19 protein-coding genes are annotated in these 16,507 nt (G+C 33.5%); 13 read left to right on the top strand and 6 right to left on the bottom strand.

The window, feature by feature from the left end; genetic code table 11:
• Positions 1-3: 3 nt before the first annotated feature.
• The 3 genes from OEA66_RS10575 to OEA66_RS10565 all read right to left on the bottom strand — a co-directional run bounded on the left by OEA66_RS10575 (position 4) and on the right by OEA66_RS10565 (position 2,837).
• Positions 4-735 carry a CsgE family curli-type amyloid fiber assembly protein gene (locus OEA66_RS10575; RefSeq protein WP_267281338.1) on the bottom strand — a complete coding sequence of 244 codons (732 nt, stop codon included), beginning with the start codon at positions 733-735 and terminating at the stop codon, positions 4-6.
• Between the two features lie 10 nt (positions 736-745).
• Positions 746-1,159 (bottom strand): hypothetical protein, encoded by a 414-nt coding sequence (locus tag OEA66_RS10570; protein WP_267281337.1) that lies wholly within the window; start codon positions 1,157-1,159, stop codon positions 746-748.
• 163 nt (positions 1,160-1,322) lie between these two features.
• Complete coding sequence (locus OEA66_RS10565) at positions 1,323-2,837, bottom strand: hypothetical protein (RefSeq protein WP_267281336.1); 1,515 nt, start codon at positions 2,835-2,837, stop codon at positions 1,323-1,325.
• A gap of 254 nt (positions 2,838-3,091) precedes the next feature.
• Here OEA66_RS10565 and OEA66_RS10560 point away from each other — a divergent pair, with 254 nt between their 5' ends.
• Genes OEA66_RS10560 through OEA66_RS10545 form a run of 4 tightly spaced genes read left to right on the top strand, consistent with a single transcriptional unit; the run spans position 3,092 to position 6,348 of the window.
• The gene (locus OEA66_RS10560) at positions 3,092-3,721 is read left to right on the top strand and encodes an NUDIX hydrolase (protein ID WP_267281335.1); all 630 of its coding nucleotides are present in this window, start codon (positions 3,092-3,094) and stop codon (positions 3,719-3,721) included.
• A 28-nt stretch (positions 3,722-3,749) separates the two neighbouring features.
• Positions 3,750-4,556 (top strand): lysophospholipid acyltransferase family protein, encoded by an 807-nt coding sequence (locus OEA66_RS10555; RefSeq protein WP_267267255.1) that lies wholly within the window; start codon positions 3,750-3,752, stop codon positions 4,554-4,556.
• A gap of 10 nt (positions 4,557-4,566) precedes the next feature.
• Positions 4,567-5,001: a hypothetical protein gene (locus OEA66_RS10550; protein WP_267281334.1), complete on the top strand. Its 435-nt coding sequence runs from the start codon at positions 4,567-4,569 to the stop codon at positions 4,999-5,001.
• A gap of 9 nt (positions 5,002-5,010) precedes the next feature.
• Entirely contained in the window at positions 5,011-6,348 is a 1,338-nt protein-coding gene (locus OEA66_RS10545) for a UDP-N-acetylmuramate--L-alanine ligase (protein ID WP_267281333.1), read from the top strand.
• A gap of 90 nt (positions 6,349-6,438) precedes the next feature.
• Here the strand turns inward: OEA66_RS10545 and OEA66_RS10540 are convergent, their stop codons facing one another.
• The 3 genes from OEA66_RS10540 to OEA66_RS10530 form a co-directional block, all read right to left on the bottom strand.
• Positions 6,439-7,164, bottom strand: coding sequence for a hypothetical protein (locus OEA66_RS10540; protein ID WP_267281332.1), 726 nt, complete (start codon positions 7,162-7,164; stop codon positions 6,439-6,441).
• Between the two features lie 111 nt (positions 7,165-7,275).
• The gene (locus OEA66_RS10535; RefSeq protein ID WP_267281550.1) at positions 7,276-8,373 is read right to left on the bottom strand and encodes an NAD(P)H-dependent flavin oxidoreductase; all 1,098 of its coding nucleotides are present in this window, start codon (positions 8,371-8,373) and stop codon (positions 7,276-7,278) included.
• A gap of 59 nt (positions 8,374-8,432) precedes the next feature.
• The gene (locus OEA66_RS10530) at positions 8,433-9,308 is read right to left on the bottom strand and encodes an aldo/keto reductase (protein WP_267281331.1); all 876 of its coding nucleotides are present in this window, start codon (positions 9,306-9,308) and stop codon (positions 8,433-8,435) included.
• Between the two features lie 250 nt (positions 9,309-9,558).
• On the opposite strand from OEA66_RS10530, the gene OEA66_RS10525 reads away from it, so the two are divergent.
• From OEA66_RS10525 to OEA66_RS10485, 9 genes are all read left to right on the top strand, one after another.
• A complete protein-coding gene (locus tag OEA66_RS10525; RefSeq protein WP_267281330.1) occupies positions 9,559-9,912 on the top strand; it encodes a GNAT family N-acetyltransferase in 354 nt (117 codons plus the stop codon).
• A 110-nt stretch (positions 9,913-10,022) separates the two neighbouring features.
• Positions 10,023-11,426, top strand: a complete 1,404-nt coding sequence (locus OEA66_RS10520) for an MFS transporter (RefSeq protein ID WP_267281329.1) — start codon at positions 10,023-10,025, stop codon at positions 11,424-11,426.
• Between the two features lie 158 nt (positions 11,427-11,584).
• Positions 11,585-12,460 (top strand): pirin family protein, encoded by an 876-nt coding sequence (locus tag OEA66_RS10515; protein ID WP_267281328.1) that lies wholly within the window; start codon positions 11,585-11,587, stop codon positions 12,458-12,460.
• A 156-nt stretch (positions 12,461-12,616) separates the two neighbouring features.
• A complete protein-coding gene (locus OEA66_RS10510) occupies positions 12,617-12,934 on the top strand; it encodes a GNAT family N-acetyltransferase (RefSeq protein ID WP_267281327.1) in 318 nt (105 codons plus the stop codon).
• Positions 12,935-13,104: 170 nt separating this feature from the next.
• Positions 13,105-14,004 carry a pirin family protein gene (locus OEA66_RS10505; protein WP_267281326.1) on the top strand — a complete coding sequence of 300 codons (900 nt, stop codon included), beginning with the start codon at positions 13,105-13,107 and terminating at the stop codon, positions 14,002-14,004.
• Between the two features lie 39 nt (positions 14,005-14,043).
• Positions 14,044-14,916: a subclass B3 metallo-beta-lactamase gene (gene bla / locus OEA66_RS10500; protein ID WP_267281325.1), complete on the top strand. Its 873-nt coding sequence runs from the start codon at positions 14,044-14,046 to the stop codon at positions 14,914-14,916.
• Positions 14,917-14,939: 23 nt separating this feature from the next.
• The gene (locus tag OEA66_RS10495) at positions 14,940-15,470 is read left to right on the top strand and encodes an NADPH-dependent FMN reductase (RefSeq protein ID WP_267281324.1); all 531 of its coding nucleotides are present in this window, start codon (positions 14,940-14,942) and stop codon (positions 15,468-15,470) included.
• A gap of 144 nt (positions 15,471-15,614) precedes the next feature.
• Positions 15,615-16,013: an OsmC family protein gene (locus tag OEA66_RS10490; RefSeq protein ID WP_267281323.1), complete on the top strand. Its 399-nt coding sequence runs from the start codon at positions 15,615-15,617 to the stop codon at positions 16,011-16,013.
• A 2-nt stretch (positions 16,014-16,015) separates the two neighbouring features.
• Positions 16,016-16,297: a GNAT family N-acetyltransferase gene (locus tag OEA66_RS10485; protein ID WP_267281322.1), complete on the top strand. Its 282-nt coding sequence runs from the start codon at positions 16,016-16,018 to the stop codon at positions 16,295-16,297.
• Positions 16,298-16,507: the final 210 nt, after the last annotated feature.

Below are 16,507 nucleotides of genomic sequence, written 5' to 3'. Positions count from 1 at the left end.
GTTTTAGTAGATAAATTCATTTTTCACAAGATTTTTGCTCGCTGTAAATTCTTTAATATATCTGAGAGAATTAAAAACCTGCTCAGTAATAAATTCTTCGCTGGGATTGGTTACAAAATCGTAGATAATTTTATCATCAATTTCGATAGTAATCTGTCCGCTTGTACCTCTCGTCGGCAATTCTGTAATTTTGATTGCAGAACTGCTCTTTTCAGGAAGCTGATTATACTGAATGTAAAACTGATCGTAAAAGTCTTTGCCAACTTTTGTTTTTGTTTCGTCAATGGTGAGACCACGCAATTCAAAAACGACATCGCTTTCTACTTTTGCAATTTTATTTTTTAGAAAATTCTGATTAATCTCAAGACTGTCTTTCGAAATAAGCTTTTGATTTTCTTCATCTCTTATATATAAATAAGCTTTCAAAGCATCATTTTTATCAAGATTTACGCTGAGTTCGGATAAGGATTTGGTTTCATTAGGGTTTATAGAAAACTTTCCGCTTTGTTTATTATTTGAAAGATTTCCGTTGCTGCCTTTTTTAATAGCGACCAAGAGATAATTGAGCTCCCTATAAATGGAAGAATTATTAGTAACAACCGCTTTAACTAAAAGCTGCTTCTCTATTACATTTTTCTCAATTTTTGCAACAATTCCTTTATCTTCCTGTGCATGTAAACAGACAGACAAAAAGATAAAGAAAGCTTTAGAAAAAAAAGAGATTAAATTTCTCATAGATATTGTATTAATAATTTCTCATAAATATGGTCTTATTATCACTTTTAATATTGAGATGCAAACCCTCCGAAATACTGTTGGTCCCGGTTATATCTATAATATTATTATTTCCCTGGGTAGTAATTGCCGATTTATTTTCTTTGGGAGAAAATGCATTATTAAAATAAATACTGTTTTGATCACCGAGCTGCTGTATAACAATATTTGTTTTTGCGTTAAGCTGTAAATCTGCATTATTGTTATTTCCCATTTGTACCACTTGTGAACCATAAGATGCAGAAGCTGCCGGATTAGAATTTTGAAAGCTAATCATATCGAGTGCATTCTGACTATTGATAAGATTCCAGTCTGTGGTTTGTGACTTTGTTGCTATTGCAAAGAGTAAAGCCAGCGTAATAAATATTTTCTCAAAAGCTTTCATGTTTTATTTTTTTTAAAGGTACTTGAATACAGGGCTTTACAAAACACGTTAAACAGTTACTATTAAAAAATCACTGATTTCGGTTATTGCATACCGTATAAATACGAATAGGCAAAAAAAAAAGAGAAACCGAAGTTTCTCTTTCAAAAAATGTTTGCTAAATTTACTGATTAACTGTAACTGTATTTGAATTACCCATCTGCATTGAAGTATGAGTATTACCGTTTGTCATTTGGCTTATCGTAGCCATGTTTCCGTTACCGTTTTGTGTAACGTAAGACTCATTGCTGTTTGCAGCCATTGAAGATGCACCTTGATTGATTGTAGCAGTATTACTGCTTCCAATTTGGTAGCTTTCAGAAATATTATCATTACCATATTGGTTAGCGACTAACTTATTACTGTTTCCAACAGACTGTTCTCCGATAGAGCTGTTATCATTTCCTTGTTGATACATTTTAACAGAATTCATGTTTCCATTAGCACTTGCAGAACCGCTTTGGTTTGATCTTGCATAGTTATCATTTCCGATTTGGTCAATATCAGATTTGTTATAATTATTACTTTGAGTAGCAAATCCTTCATTATCGTTACCATTTTGATTGATGTCTAATGAGTTACGATCACCAGTTTGGTCACCATCTGCTAAGTTTCTCAAACCTGTTTGATATTGTCCTGCTTCGTTATAACTTCCAACCTGATCCAAAGTTGCATTGTTTCTGTTATTAGTTTGTGACTGCATTGCTGCATTGTATATACCCCCCGATTGATTAGCAGAAACAACATTGTTGTTACCATTTTGAGTTTGTGTATTCCAAGAAGAACCACCAGATTGATTAGTTGTAGCTCGGTTTGAATTTCCGTTTTGTGTTTGTGTTACGGAATTATCATTTCCGCCTTGTGTAGCAGAAGCATTATTTAAATTACCATCCTGATTCTGAGTTGCCGTTTGATGAACACCAGTCTGTGTAGTAGTAGCAACGTTTAAGTTTCCATCCTGATCTTGAGATGTATCGTGTCTTTCACCTGTTTGTGTAGATGTTGCACGGTTTAAACTACCGTCTTGAACTTGATCTAAATCATTCAAATATCCAACTTGAGTACCTGTAGCAGTATTAAAATTACCATCTTGAATTTGGTTGATATCATTTGCTGTACTCCAAGTTCCGTATGGACGCACAAAACTTCCCTGACTTTGTGAAGCTGTAGCAGTATTACTTAAACCATCCTGATCTTGTTTAATATTAGATCTTACATCTGCACCGCCTTGCGTAGCTCTTACAGTGTTTAGGCTACCTACTTGTTTTTGATCAATTTTTGACTGCCATGTATATTCTTGTGTAGCTGTAGCTCTATTTCGAAGACCGTCCTGATCTTGTTTTACTTCAACTCCACCAGCAGAAAAACCCTGTCCTTGAGACACGGTAGCTTCGTTTATTAATCCGTTTTGAGTAGTTTCGGCTTTATTACGACCACTATTACTTCTTTGTTTCACATTAATTGTGTTTCCTGTACCTGTTTGGTCAGATACATTCTCATTACCAAATGTACTAAGGCTTTGCTGTGTAACTGTAGCAGAATTACTGTTTCCAGTTTGGGTTACATTATTATCACTGTTTTGGGCTAAAGCGAAGCTTGCTGATAGAACAACAAATGCTCCTGTTACTAATTTTTTCATTTTAATTAAAATTTAGTTGGTTAATAGTGAGACAAAGATAGAGGCACAAAATGAGGAAAAAACCACTGGAATAGTGTAAATTTTAAAAATCACTGAATGCAGTTTGTATTGTAACTGTTTTCAGTTTTTCGTTCTAACGGCTATTAGTTACAAAGTTCATCCGTATAATTACGGTGTAAGCTTTACTCTTAAAATTATCGATAATTAACATTTTCCGGTTTCCTTTCTACAAGATATATTAGTAAATTTGAGCTATGGAAAGTTTTGGAAAAGATCTTTTAAGAAAAATAAAAAATGCTGAATTAGCAGGCTCAAATGCGCATGGAGTTTTCTCTCCTCCTTCCCGGCCTATATTTACTTATGATGAGGTTTTAGAAAAAAATCCAAAATTTGCTGCCGTGAATATCGTTTTATATTTAAAAGATAATGAATGGTATTTTCCTTTAATTGTAAGAAGTACCAACGAAAGAGACAGACACAGCGGACAAATCTCCCTTCCCGGTGGAAAACTTGAAGAAACAGATAGAGACTTTGCCGAAACCGCCATTCGTGAAACTTCTGAGGAAATAGGTCTTGAAAAACATTACGTGAGAATTATTCGTGAATTGTCTCCTATTTACATTCCGCCGAGTAATTTTTACGTTTATCCCTATATTTCTTATACCAAAAAAAATCCGGAATTTATTTTACAGCAAAGTGAAGCCGTGGAAGTAATTGAATTTCCTATTACTTCATTTTTAAATTTACCAGACAGTCCCGAAATTATGGCGCTTCCCGGAGCGGGAGGTCATGAAGTTCCTGTCATTAATTTCAACGGATATATTATTTGGGGAGCTACAGCCATGATCCTGAGCGAATTCAGCCAGTTGATTAAAAAAATGTAACTTTGCGACTATTATGTTTAATTAAAAAATGGCGAAGAAAAACATTTTTACCGATTCATTCGGAACACCTTATTTCTTAAAAAGATTTATCATTTTTATTCTGGGAATTGTTTCTTACAGAAGATTCAACGGCTTTAACAAGCTGAAAATCACCGGAACAGAGAATTTGGTAGATCTTCCGGATTCCAATGTGCTTTTCGTATCCAACCATCAAACCTACTTTGCCGATGTTGCAGCAATGTATCACGCATTTTGTGCGGTAAACAATGGCTATTTAAACACTATTAAAAACCCCATTTACCTTTTAAATCCGAGAGTAGATTTTTATTATGTAGCCGCTGAAGAAACGATGAACAAAGGAATTCTTCCAAAAATATTTAAAATTGCAGGTGCAGTTACCGTGAAAAGAACTTGGAGAGCAGAAGGTAAAAATATTAACAGAATGGTAGATCTTGGTGAGATCGACAATATCATGAAAGCTCTAGACAACGGTTGGGTAGCTACATTTCCTCAAGGTACAACTGCAGCTTTTGCTCAGGGAAGAAAAGGAACCGCAAAATTGGTTAAAAATCAACGGCCGATTGTAATTCCAATCAAAATAAATGGCTTCAGAAGAGCGTTTGATAAAAAAGGACTTCGTGTAAAAGTGACTGGAGTAAAACCAACAATGGAATTTAAAAAGCCTTTAGACATTGATTATGATAACGAGAATGCACAGCAAATTCTTCTGAAAATAATGACTGCCATTGAACAGACCGAAGATTTTAATATTCTACATACTTATGATGAAGAAATTAAAGCTAAAAAATCTGACCAAACCAACCCACAAAACTAAAACGACAACAATGAAGAAGATTTTAGGAATATTTTTAATTATTATAACAGCCCTTTCATGCAACAGTCAAAAAGTATATTCAGATTTTGACATCAGTTATTCTAGAAGCGGTGGTTACGCTCCATCTTACGAAAACCTTTTAATTAAAGGAAATGATGCTCATTATTCTTTTGAAGGACAAGGTAAAAAAACAAAGAAAAACTTTAAAATATCTAATGAAGATCTGAAAAAACTAGACGAAACACTTTCGAAAAATAATTTCAGAAGAATTCAGGAAGATCATAAAAAGATGTATGATAATGTAACAACATCCATCAACGTTAAGAAAGGAGCAAATGAAGGAAGTAAGAACGATGGAAGCATGATCATGCCCAATTACAAAACCAATTGGGAAAATATTACGGCAAATTTTCAGGAAATCATTAATAACAACGTAAAAAACTAAGAAAATAAGTTGAGAACTCATTTTATTGCTATTGGCGGAAGCGCAATGCATAACCTTGCCATTGCTCTTAAAGATAAAGGATATCAGGTTACAGGTTCGGATGATGCTATTTTTGAACCTTCAAAATCGAGATTAGAAAAAAAAGGAATTCTTCCTGAAGAATTAGGTTGGTTTCCTGAAAAAATTACGTCTGATATTGATGCTGTAATCCTTGGAATGCATGCTCATCAAGACAATCCTGAATTGGCTAAAGCAAAAGAATTAGGCTTAAAAATATATTCTTATCCTGAATTTCTTTACGAACAGTCAAAAACAAAAACCAGAGTTGTCATCGCCGGTTCACACGGCAAAACCACGATTACTTCGATGATTCTTCACGTTCTGAATTTCCATCAGAAAGATGTAGATTATATGGTCGGAGCGCAGTTGGAAGGTTTCGACTGTATGGTAAAACTGACTGAAGATAACGATTTTATGGTTTTGGAAGGTGACGAATATCTTTCCTCTCCTATCGATTTGCGTTCAAAATTCCTTTTATATCAACCGAATATCGCTTTAATGAGCGGAATTGCTTGGGATCACATCAATGTTTTCAAAACATTTGACGATTACATTGAGCAGTTCAGAAAATTCGTATCAAGCATTACTCCGGGTGGAGTTTTGGTTTATAATGAAGAAGATGCGGAAGTGGTAAAAGTAGTAGAAAATGCTGAAAATTATTTCAGAAAAATGCCATACAAAACTCCGGAATATGAAATCAGCAACGGAAAAGTACTTCTTAAGACCGAAATGGGAGATATTCCGCTTTCTGTTTTTGGAGCGCACAATTTATTAAATCTTGAAGGAGCGAGACATATTTGCCACACTTTGGGAATTATGGACGAAGATTTCTATGATGCGATTATGAGTTTTAAAGGTGCTTCAAAACGTCTTGAAAAAGTAGAAAGAGAAGATAGAGGAATTCTTTACAAAGATTTTGCACACGCTCCAAGTAAAGTGAAAGCTGCTGTAAAAGCATTTTGCGAACAGTTTAAAAATGAAAAGAAATATGGTTTTCTTGAACTTCACACCTATTCAAGTTTAAATCCTGTTTTTCTTGAGCAATACGATCATGCAATGGACGGATTGGATGAAGCCATCGTTTTCTATTCTGAAGATGCCTTAAAAATCAAAAGAATGGAGCCTATTTCTCCTGAATTAATCAAAGAGAAATTCAAAAATGAAAATCTGAAAGTCTTTACCAACGCAGAAGAACTTCATGCTTATTGGGATTTATTAGACAAAACTCAGGGAGTTTATATGATGATGAGCTCCGGAAATTTCGGTGGTTTAGATTTAACGAAATAAATCATTGCGAGCAAAGCAATCTCAAATTAAAATTAAAAATCGCTTTCAATTTTTGAAAGCGATTTTTGTTTTATAATGACTTAGAAAAATTTACCAAAGATCTTTATTAAGCTTATAATCATAAGGAATATTTTGGCTAAAATCAGACAAATACCAAACATCAGGCTCAGATTTATACTGTACAAAATCATAGATTACATTGAGTGGCATTTGAATGTTTCCCAAATTTCCTCGCTCTTTATTAAATGCGGAGACCATTGCGGTAACTCTTACCAATTCGTCTCCTGATTGCAATGGCGCATTATAAGCCGTTCCAATCTGAATGTGTGCTTTATATTCATCTAAAAGTTTAGTTACTTCATTTTTATAATTTCGGATAATGGCATTTTGTGCTTCTTCGTCAGTCGGTTTCCTTTCCGCTAAAATTAATTTAGAAAAATCTCGTGCTTTATACCTTTTAATTTCAGCCAAAACCTCATCCGGAATATAGTCTTTATTTTTAATTGCATTTGTCCACATCAAGGTATCAATTGGGCTTTCAGGAGCTGGAGTTGCAATATCTACATTACCAGATTCAGCCGGGAAACTAGCCAAAATCTTTTTATTGTTTTCATAATTCTTCCAATCTTCCTTACTATACGTTAAATATTGTTGAATTTTGTAAAGTGGCGTTTCTGTTTCGTTTCGGTAAACGTATTCTGAGATGCCTAAACCCAATATTAAAACTAAAAATCCAAATCCGATAATTTTAAATATTTTTCTTACAGTTGACTTTTTCCTTATTGGTTTTTCGAAATTTTGTGATGGTGATTTCATTTATATTGTGTGATTTTATGGTTTAAATATAGGTTAAATAATATCCTTTTAATTTTGTTTTTTCTCATTATTAAATCTGCAAAATCACTTAAATCTGCTAGAATTTTAAAACTATATAGATTCTGAATATTCCTTAATTAATCTTTCTAAAATATCCTGAGTCGAAAGTTCGCTGTAATCAACAATTGATTGCCCTACCCAAAGATTAACAAACTCAGCATTTTTTGCTGTTCTTGCCATTCTTCTCATTTCGCCTGTTAGTTTATTTTGATAAGGATACGGTAAAATATAGTCAGAGTTTTCAAGATGCTCAATAAATTTATTCCTGATTCCTCTTGCGTAACGCCCCGAAAAACTTTTCGTTAAAACAATCTCTTTTTCTTTTACTTTTTTGAGCCTTTCTTTTTCGAAGTCCTGCAAAGCACTTTCCTGAGATGCAAGTAAAAGACTTCCTACCTGAAAACCTTGTGCTCCCAATTCCTGTGAAGCTTTTAAAGTTTTTCCGTTATAAATTCCGCCTGCATAAATCAAAGGAACTTTTACGGAATCGTAAACCTGAGAAAGCAAGGAAAAACCGCCAATTTGCGGAATATTTTTAGATACAAAGCTTCCTCTGTGACCACCCGCTTCAATTCCCTGAACACAAACAATATTAATTCCAGATTTTTCCAATTCCAAAGCTTCTTCTACCGAAGTGCAGGTTCCAATCAAAACCGTTCCGTTTTCTTTTAATTTTTCAATGCTTTGTTGGTCTAAATTTCCAAAAGTAAAGCTTAAAATTTTACAGTTTTCTGAAATAGCAGCATCGATTTGTTCATGATAAGAATTGATTTTAATTTCTTCTAAATTTGAAAGGTTCGTTTCAATATTATTTTCCTGAGCAAATTCTTCAATAAACTTTTTCGTCTTAAAATATTGTAGCTTCAATTCATCGGTAATTTCCGGAATCTGATGAACAAAAATATTGACTGCAAAATGTTGATTCGTCATTTTCTTTGTCTTTTGAATTAATTCAACAGATTTTTCCGCTGAAAGATCTGCTAAAGCCAATGAACCTAAACAACCTGCTTTTGCCGCCGAAGCTGTCATCTCAGGAGTACTTACTCCAAACATCGGAGCTTGAATAATGGGATGTGTTGTGTTGAATATTTTGCAGAATGTATCTTTAAATTGCATGGAATGATTTTTAATCTCACAGATTGAACAAATAATACAGATTTCAAAGTTTAAATATCTGCATAATCAGCAAAATCTGCGAGAGATTCTTATTAAATATCTGCTACAGCATTCAGCATTTTTTCTTCCCAAGCCGGATCTTTCGGGTCAAAAAACAACCTTTTCCCAGTATCTAGAGAACGTACAACATTCATCTCCTCCTCAGAAAGTTCAAAATTAAATACATCAAAATTCTCTTCGATTCTTGAAGGTGTCACCGATTTCGGAATCACACAGAAACCTTCCTGCAAATGCCATCTCAGAATAACCTGAGCCACTGATTTATTATGATTAAATGCTATCTTTTTAAGCAAAGGATTATCTAAAAGTTCTGCATTTCCGTTCCCAAGCGGACTCCAAGGTTGTGTAACAATATTGTTTTCTTTATTATAAACCTGAAGTTCTTTCTGCTGGAAAATAGGATGCAATTCAATCTGATTGATGACTGGAGAAATCGTAGAATTTGATTTTAATTCCTCTAATTTTTCAATGGTAAAATTACATACACCAATCGCTTTTATTTTTCCTTCATGGTACAATTCTTCCATCGCTTTCCACGCACCTGAAAAATCTCCGAAAGGCCAATGAATAAGATACATATCAAGATATTCAAGCTGTAATCTGTTGAGCGTTCTCTGAAAAGCCGACTTTGCTTTTTCGTAACCATGATCCTGAAGCCAAAGTTTTGAAGTGATAAACAAATCTTCACGGTCAATTCCGCTGTTTTTAATGGCGTTACCAACCGCTGTTTCATTTTGATAAATTGCAGCCGTATCAATCATTCTATAACCAACTTCAATCGCTTTGATAACAGCTTTTTCACATTCTTCAAGATTTTCCATCTGCCAAACTCCGAAACCTAAAGCAGGAATATCAACTCCGTTATTGAGATTAATCACAGGTTGACCTGAATATTTCTTTTGATTCATAATATTTTGTTTTGATTTTTAATTTAATGTCTTTCAAATTTCGGATAAAGTTTTAAATTTTAACACACAGATTTTATCTGAAGAATAAATTTTATATATTTTTAACATCATCATTTACTTTGAATGCAATTTTACTTAGAATTGGAGTTTTAGAAAATCTTAACACTATTTGTTTTCTTTATTTTTATCAAAAAATTTAGATCATGTCCACCCCATCAGAATTGCAACTTCAAAAGATTATCCTAAAATTATGGAAATCTGGGAATCGGCGGTTAAAGCTACTCATGATTTTTTATCTGAAACAGATTTTGAATATTTTAAAGAAGCCATTCCAATAGACTATCTTCCAGGTCTTGATGTGTATTTAATTTCTGAAAATGAAGAAATTAAAGGATTCGGGGCTGTTTCTGAAAATATATTGGAAATGCTTTTTATTCACAATAGTTCTCATGGAAAGGTTTTTGGTAAAATTTTATGCCAGTTTTTAAAAGAGAAAACAGGTTTTACGAAAGTTGATATAAACGAACAAAATTCACAAGCCATCGGATTTTATGAAAAGATGGGGTTTAGGGAAATCGGAAGGTCAGAGAAAGATAGTTCGTAAAAAAATTATCCTATTATTCATATGGGTTTATAGATTATTCGTTAACAGATTATAAATAGTTTCGGACTAATTTTTGTAAATTGTTTTGGCAAATAGAGCCATCTAAACAAATGCCCACAACAACTTCTCCTCGCCAAACCGTAAAAAAAGTTCTGCCGTTGATTCTTGCGACAGCAATTTTCATGCAGATGCTCGATTCTACGATTCTCAATACTTCTTTGCCCTCAATTGCAAAAGATTTAAACGAATCTCCATTGAATATGCAGAATGCAATCATCAGTTATGTTTTAACTTTAGCTGTTTTCATGCCTGCAAGTGGATTTTTGGCGGATCGATTCGGAACGAGAAGAGTTTTTGTTTTTTCTTTGGTTTTGTTCAGTTTGGGGTCTTTGTTTTGTGCGATTTCTCAGAATCTGACACATTTGGTTATTTCAAGAGTCATTCAGGGAGTTGGCGGAAGTCTGATGACACCAGTCGGAAAATTAGCTTTAATTAAAACTTTCGACAGAAACGAATTATTAAAAGCAATGAATTTTGCGATTATTCCTGCGTTGATTGGTCCTGTTCTAGGTCCTTTAGTTGGCGGATATATGGTTGATTATCTTTCGTGGCACTGGATTTTTCTCATAAATATTCCGATTGGAATTTTAGGAATTGTTTTGGGCTTGAAATTTATGCCAAATTACAATTCAAGAGATACCGATTTTGATTTAAAAGGTTTTTTAATTTTTGCGGCAGCTTCTCTCCTACTTTCGGTTTCGCTCGAGCTTTTTGGAGATATGCAGAATATTACGCCGGTTTTAGTAGTTTTTATTCTGGGTTTTTTATTCCTCTATTACTATTATCATCATGCTAAAAGAGGCGGAAACCCAATTTTTCCTTTAAGCTTATTTCAGGTAAGAACTTTTAGAGTAGGAATTGTAGGAAATCTTGCCACAAGATTAGGAATCAGCTCCGTTCCTTTGTTACTTCCTTTGATGATACAAATTGCTTATGGTCAATCTGCGGTGATTTCAGGGTGGATTATTGCTCCAATGGCTTTGACGGCGATGTTTGGGAAATCATATGTTATAAAAATTCTCAATAAATACGGTTACAAACGAACTTTAATGCTCAACACCATTGTGATTGGAACTTTGATTTGTTGTTTGGCTATTCCCGACATTCACACTTCAATTTTTTGGTTTATTCCTGTGATTGCAATCTTAGGATTTTTCAATTCAATTCAGTTTACCTCGATGAATACAATTTCGATTGCAGATTTACGAAACTTTCAAACCAGCAGTGGAAATTCCCTTTTATCAGTTAATCAACAACTTGCAATAGGTTTTGGGATTGCATTTGGCTTGATTGTTTTAAAAATTTACGAAAACAATTCTGATCTTATCAGACATGAAACTCACAATGCTTTTCGCTACACTTTCCTCACAGTTGGAGTTTTAACTATTATTTCATCACTAGTTTTCAGAAGACTTCACGTTTCGGATGGCAGAAATATGAATTCAAAAGAATAATATTATTTAAAATACTTTAATAAACTTTGTAATAATTACGCAAAGACTAAAACTCTAAAATTCTCCGACCCAAAAACTCTCCAACCTAAATTACCACACATCAATGTGAGAGAAAACCAGCTGTCCTAAATTTGTTAAAAATTAAAACAAACAATATTATGACAACTAAAAAAGTAGAAATCATAGTTCCGCCAAAACCTGCACATTTTGTGGGAGACGGTTTTAGGGTGCATAATTTTATTCCGGGCTCTTCGCATTTAAGTATGAAGAGAATGGATCCTTTTATTATGTTCGATTATAATTCTAAATTTCATTTCAACGGTTCAGAAATTCCACGAGGAGTTGGTGTTCATCCGCACAGAGGTTTTGAAACAGTGACGATTGCTTATCAGGGAAAAGTTGAGCATCACGACAGTGCAGGAGGCGGTGGAATTATTGGTGAGGGTGATGTACAATGGATGACAGCTGCAAAAGGAATTCTTCACAAAGAATATCACGAAAAAGAATGGTCAAAACAGGGCGGAATTTTCCAGATGGTTCAACTTTGGGTAAATCTTCCGGCAAAAGATAAGATGAGTTCTCCAAAATATCAGGCGTTAAAAAATTCGGAAATCCAGAAAGTTGATTTAGCTGAAAACGGATTTGTAGAAATCATTGCCGGAGAATATCAAGGTGTAAAAGGTTCTGCATCGACTTTCAGTCCGGTTAATCTGATGAATGCCAAATTAAAATCTGGCGGAAAAGCAGAATTTAATTTTCCTGTGAATTTTAATACAGGTGCTTTGGTCATTGAAGGAAATATTTTGGTAAATGGAGAAGAAAAAGTTTCGACCAATCATTTTGTTTTGTTTGAAAACAAAGGAGAAAATTTCACAATTGAAGCAACCGAAGATTCCGTAATTTTGATTCTTAGCGGAGAACCTTTAAATGAACCTATTTTTCCACACGGTCCTTTTGTAATGAATTCAAGAGAAGAAATCATGCAGGCTTTTGAAGATTTCAATACAGGGAAATTTGGGTATTTGGAAGATTAATTTGAATTTTAAATACAAACTTAAAACATAATTTAAACATACAGTTTGTCATTCCGCAGGAATCTAAGTTTATTTTTTAGTCGAGATCCTTTCAGGATGACAAAATGTATGTACAATACTTACCAACCATAATTTAATCATATAAAATTAAACATCATGAAATCAGAATTTGAAAACATTCCATTAGTAAAAAATGAAGATAAAAAGAGATTTGAAATAGAATTTAACGGTCATTTTGCATTTATCGATTATAAAGAAACAAGCCAGCAAATTGCTTTAATCCATACAGAAGCCGAACCGGAATTGGCAGGAACCGGAGCAGCTGCAGCGGTTGTTGAAAAAACATTAATGTACATTGAAGAAAGCGGCAAAAAACTTCTTCCATTTTGTCCATACGTTTTTGCATTTATTAAAAAAAATACAGATTGGAAGCGCATTGTAGATGAAAGATTTGAAGCTTACGACAAACTTTAATTTTGTTTTTCTAACGTATGAGTCACATTAGTTTCAGTTAAAATATGGTGCATTATTATTTCTTATCATTTAAACTTTAATTTAGAAATATCTTTTGTCACTTTCGTGGTAAAAAACTATGTTTACTTATAAAACTTTAATTAAATTTAAAAACTAAAATCACAATCATTATGTCAAATATCGGACTTATCATAGAAGAAAAATCTGCAGATATTGGGAATTTTTTGGTGGGAAGATTATTGCCTTTCCGTGAAAAAAGAGCAGTTGGTCCTTTCGTTTTTATTGATCATATGGGACCTTCAGAATTGAAAGATTATCAGAATCTTGATGTTCCGCCGCATCCTCACATTGGTCTCTCTACGCTGACTTATCTTTTGGAAGGATCGATTTTTCATCGTGACAGCATCGGAAGTGCACTTGAAATCAAACCTGGAGCTGTAAATTGGATGACGGCAGGAAAAGGTGTGGTACATTCTGAAAGAACTCCGAAATATCTGAGAACAACTGATAAAAAACTTCACGGATTTCAAATTTGGGTAGGACTTCCAAAACATTTGGAGCAAACAGAACCTACTTTTCATCACATCGAAGCAGACCAGATTCCGGTGTGGGAAGAAGACGGAATTCAGTATAAATTAATTGCAGGTGAAGCATTTGGAAGAAAATCTGCAGTTCCAGTTCACAGCAAATTGTTTTTTATTGAAATTAAAACAAAAGAAGCAAAAAAAATCAGCATCGGGAAAGACCTTTATGGTGAAGCAGCAATGTATGTTTTAGACGGAACCGTTTCTACAGATGGAAATTCTTATGGTTCAAAACAATTAATGATTGCAAAAAATACCGAACTCTGTGAATTTGAGATGAGCGAAAACGGTACAGTTTATCTTTTCGGAGGCGAGCCTTTCGATGAAGAACGTTTCATTTTCTGGAATTTTGTAAATTCAGACAAAGAATTAATCGACAAAGCAAAAGTTGACTGGAATGAGCAGAATCACGAAGCTTTTCCTCTGGTTCCGGGAGATGAAAAAGAATATGTTCCGCTTCCTAAAGCGATTTTGAACAGAAAATAAATTTTTAAGCTTACTTTTTCGATATTTAAACCCATTTCTATGAAAAGAATTTTTTTTCTATTATTAATCACTACAACTTTTTTAAGTAATGCTCAAACTGTTACTGAGCCTAAAAATAATCCTGTAGAATGGTCTCAAAATTACGAACCTTTTAAAATCGTCGGAAATCTTTATTATGTAGGAACTTACGATTTAGCTTCTTATTTAATTCTTACCGATAAAGGAAATATTTTGATTAATACTGGTCTGCAAAACTCTCTTCCGATTATTAAAAATAATATCAAGAAGTTAGGTTTTAATTATAACGACATCAAGATTTTATCTTTAACACAAGCTCATTTTGATCATATGGGAGCAATGGCTGAAATTAAAAGAGAAACCGGAGCAAAATTATATGTTGACGAAAAAGATGTCTCAGAATTAGAAAGCGGAGGGAAATCTGATTACGAATTGGGAAAATACGGAATCACTTTTGAGCCTGTAAAACCTGATTTTCTTTTGAAAAATAACGATAAAATAAAACTTGGAAATACCGTTTTAACGCTGCTTCATCATCCAGGTCATACAAAAGGATCATGCAGTTTTATATTTGAAACTACTGAAGGAAACAAAAAATATAAGGTTCTGATTGCCAATTTGCCTTCAATAATTATTGACGGAAAATTTTCTGAAGTAAAAACCTATCAAAGCATCCGAAAAGATTATGCCTATACTTTTTCAGCAATGAAAAAGCTGAATTTTGATCTTTGGGTTGCTTCTCACGCAAGTCAGTTTGATCTTCATAAGAAGAGAAATCCAGGAGCTTCTTACGATCCTAAATTATTTATGGATAAAGAAAATTATTTCAAAAAACTAAAAGATTTGGAAAATGATTATCTGGAAAAAGTGAAGGAAGATTCAGTGAAAAAATAATTTAAGTATTAAAAAAATCAAAAATGAAAATATTAGCATTCGCAGGAAGCACATCTTCCACATCTATTAACAGAGAACTGGTAAAATTTGTTCTGAAGAGTTTTCAGGAGGATGAAATTAATTTAATTGATTTAAATGATTTTGACATGCCCGTTTTCTCGGTTGACAGAGAAAAGAAGGGCTTTCCTGATGAAGCACATAATTTTTTGAAGCAGATTGAAGAATGTGATGTCATTATTTGTTCTTTGGCAGAGCACAACCGTTCTTATTCAGCTGCTTTTAAAAATGTTTTCGATTGGGCTTCTAGAATTAATGTAAAAGTTTTTCAAAATAAACCAATGTTTCTAATGTCAACTTCTCCCGGAGGTTACGGTGGCGGAAATGTGATGAATACAGCAAAAACATTCTTCCCACAGTTCGCGGCAGATGTAAAAGAAACTTTTTCATTGTCTAAATTTTACGAAAATTTTGATTTAGAAAGCGGCGTTATCAACCCCGAAATGCTAAAAGATTTGAATGATAAAATTGAAAGTTTTAAAAAACAAATAGGTTAAACTCAAATTTTTATCACAAAAGCTTTTTGACCCATAAGTCACATGAGTTTTTAAGCTAAACATTTGTGCTAAAAAGAACACATAAGTTTTGAAAATCAAAGATTTTTCAACTAAAAACAATCAACCAAAAACCATCAACAAATAATGGCTGTAATTGTAAAAGCAAGTTTAGGCACCACAAAATACTACACAGAAGTTGTCGCAGGTGAAAACCAATTAATCACCGACGAGCCTGTAGATAAAGGCGGGCAAAATAAAGGTTTTAATCCTTTTGAAATTCTCGCAACTTCTTTGGCAAGCTGTACTGCTGCGACTCTAAGAATGTACATCGACAGAAAAGAATGGAACGTCGAAAAGATTGACGTAGAAGTAGAATTGGAAAATTTTCCGTTAACAAAATTGGCAGTTTTCAAAAGAAACATTAGTTTTGAAGGAACGGATTTAGGCGAAGACCAATTGAAAAGACTTCATGCCATTGCAGATGCTTGTCCGGTACACAAAATATTACTTAACGAAATACAAATTCAAACCAAATTTTCATAAATATGATAGAAGTAAAACAAAACAACGACGAAAAACACGGAAGCTTTGAAGCTTTAATCGACGGAAACAAAGCCGGATTAATGACTTATACTTGGGCAGGTGAAGACCGCTTCATCATTGATCATACCGAAGTGGAAGAAGCTTACAACGGAAAAGGTGTAGGAAAAGAAATGCTGATCAAAGCGGTAGAATTCGCAAGAGAAAACGGCAAAAAAATCATCCCTTTATGTCCGTTTGCAAAAGCGACTTTTCAGAAAAATGATGATTTGAAGGATGTTTTGTAGGCTAAGATAAAGGCTAAGAAACTCTCGCAGATAAAATAGATTTTCGCAGACTATAGACACGAATTGTATTGTTAATATTTTTTACTAAACAAAAATTCGTGCATTCGTGGCAAAAAAATATGATTTGCTAAATTTGTGAAGAAAGAACTTTAACTAATTTTGAAATTTTTTCTTCACGATTTTTTTTGTTTTAAATCCTATCTCCATTCT

Origin of the sequence: Chryseobacterium luquanense (genome assembly GCF_026460945.1) — a bacterium.
Taxonomy (GTDB): Bacteria; Bacteroidota; Bacteroidia; order Flavobacteriales; family Weeksellaceae; genus Chryseobacterium; species Chryseobacterium luquanense.
Note: the sequence above shows the minus strand (reverse complement) of the source record. Positions and strands in the feature narration are given on the sequence as shown.

Excerpts from the sequence above, each read along its gene's own strand:
- OEA66_RS10550 (WP_267281334.1), top strand. The coding sequence starts at position 4,567 with ATGAAGAAGATTTTAGGAATATTTTTAATTATTATAACAGCCCTTTCA.
- OEA66_RS10485 (WP_267281322.1), top strand. The coding sequence starts at position 16,016 with ATGATAGAAGTAAAACAAAACAACGACGAAAAACACGGAAGCTTTGAA.
- OEA66_RS10525 (WP_267281330.1), top strand. The coding sequence starts at position 9,559 with ATGGAAATCTGGGAATCGGCGGTTAAAGCTACTCATGATTTTTTATCT.
- OEA66_RS10510 (WP_267281327.1), top strand. The coding sequence starts at position 12,617 with ATGAAATCAGAATTTGAAAACATTCCATTAGTAAAAAATGAAGATAAA.
- OEA66_RS10540 (WP_267281332.1), bottom strand. The coding sequence starts at position 7,164 with ATGAAATCACCATCACAAAATTTCGAAAAACCAATAAGGAAAAAGTCA.
- OEA66_RS10565 (WP_267281336.1), bottom strand. The coding sequence starts at position 2,837 with ATGAAAAAATTAGTAACAGGAGCATTTGTTGTTCTATCAGCAAGCTTC.
- OEA66_RS10575 (WP_267281338.1), bottom strand. The coding sequence starts at position 735 with ATGAGAAATTTAATCTCTTTTTTTTCTAAAGCTTTCTTTATCTTTTTG.
- OEA66_RS10515 (WP_267281328.1), top strand. The coding sequence starts at position 11,585 with ATGACAACTAAAAAAGTAGAAATCATAGTTCCGCCAAAACCTGCACAT.
- OEA66_RS10570 (WP_267281337.1), bottom strand. The coding sequence starts at position 1,159 with ATGAAAGCTTTTGAGAAAATATTTATTACGCTGGCTTTACTCTTTGCA.
- OEA66_RS10495 (WP_267281324.1), top strand. The coding sequence starts at position 14,940 with ATGAAAATATTAGCATTCGCAGGAAGCACATCTTCCACATCTATTAAC.
- OEA66_RS10530 (WP_267281331.1), bottom strand. The coding sequence starts at position 9,308 with ATGAATCAAAAGAAATATTCAGGTCAACCTGTGATTAATCTCAATAAC.
- OEA66_RS10505 (WP_267281326.1), top strand. The coding sequence starts at position 13,105 with ATGTCAAATATCGGACTTATCATAGAAGAAAAATCTGCAGATATTGGG.
- OEA66_RS10555 (WP_267267255.1), top strand. The coding sequence starts at position 3,750 with ATGGCGAAGAAAAACATTTTTACCGATTCATTCGGAACACCTTATTTC.
- bla (WP_267281325.1), top strand. The coding sequence starts at position 14,044 with ATGAAAAGAATTTTTTTTCTATTATTAATCACTACAACTTTTTTAAGT.
- OEA66_RS10560 (WP_267281335.1), top strand. The coding sequence starts at position 3,092 with ATGGAAAGTTTTGGAAAAGATCTTTTAAGAAAAATAAAAAATGCTGAA.
- OEA66_RS10490 (WP_267281323.1), top strand. The coding sequence starts at position 15,615 with ATGGCTGTAATTGTAAAAGCAAGTTTAGGCACCACAAAATACTACACA.
- OEA66_RS10520 (WP_267281329.1), top strand. The coding sequence starts at position 10,023 with ATGCCCACAACAACTTCTCCTCGCCAAACCGTAAAAAAAGTTCTGCCG.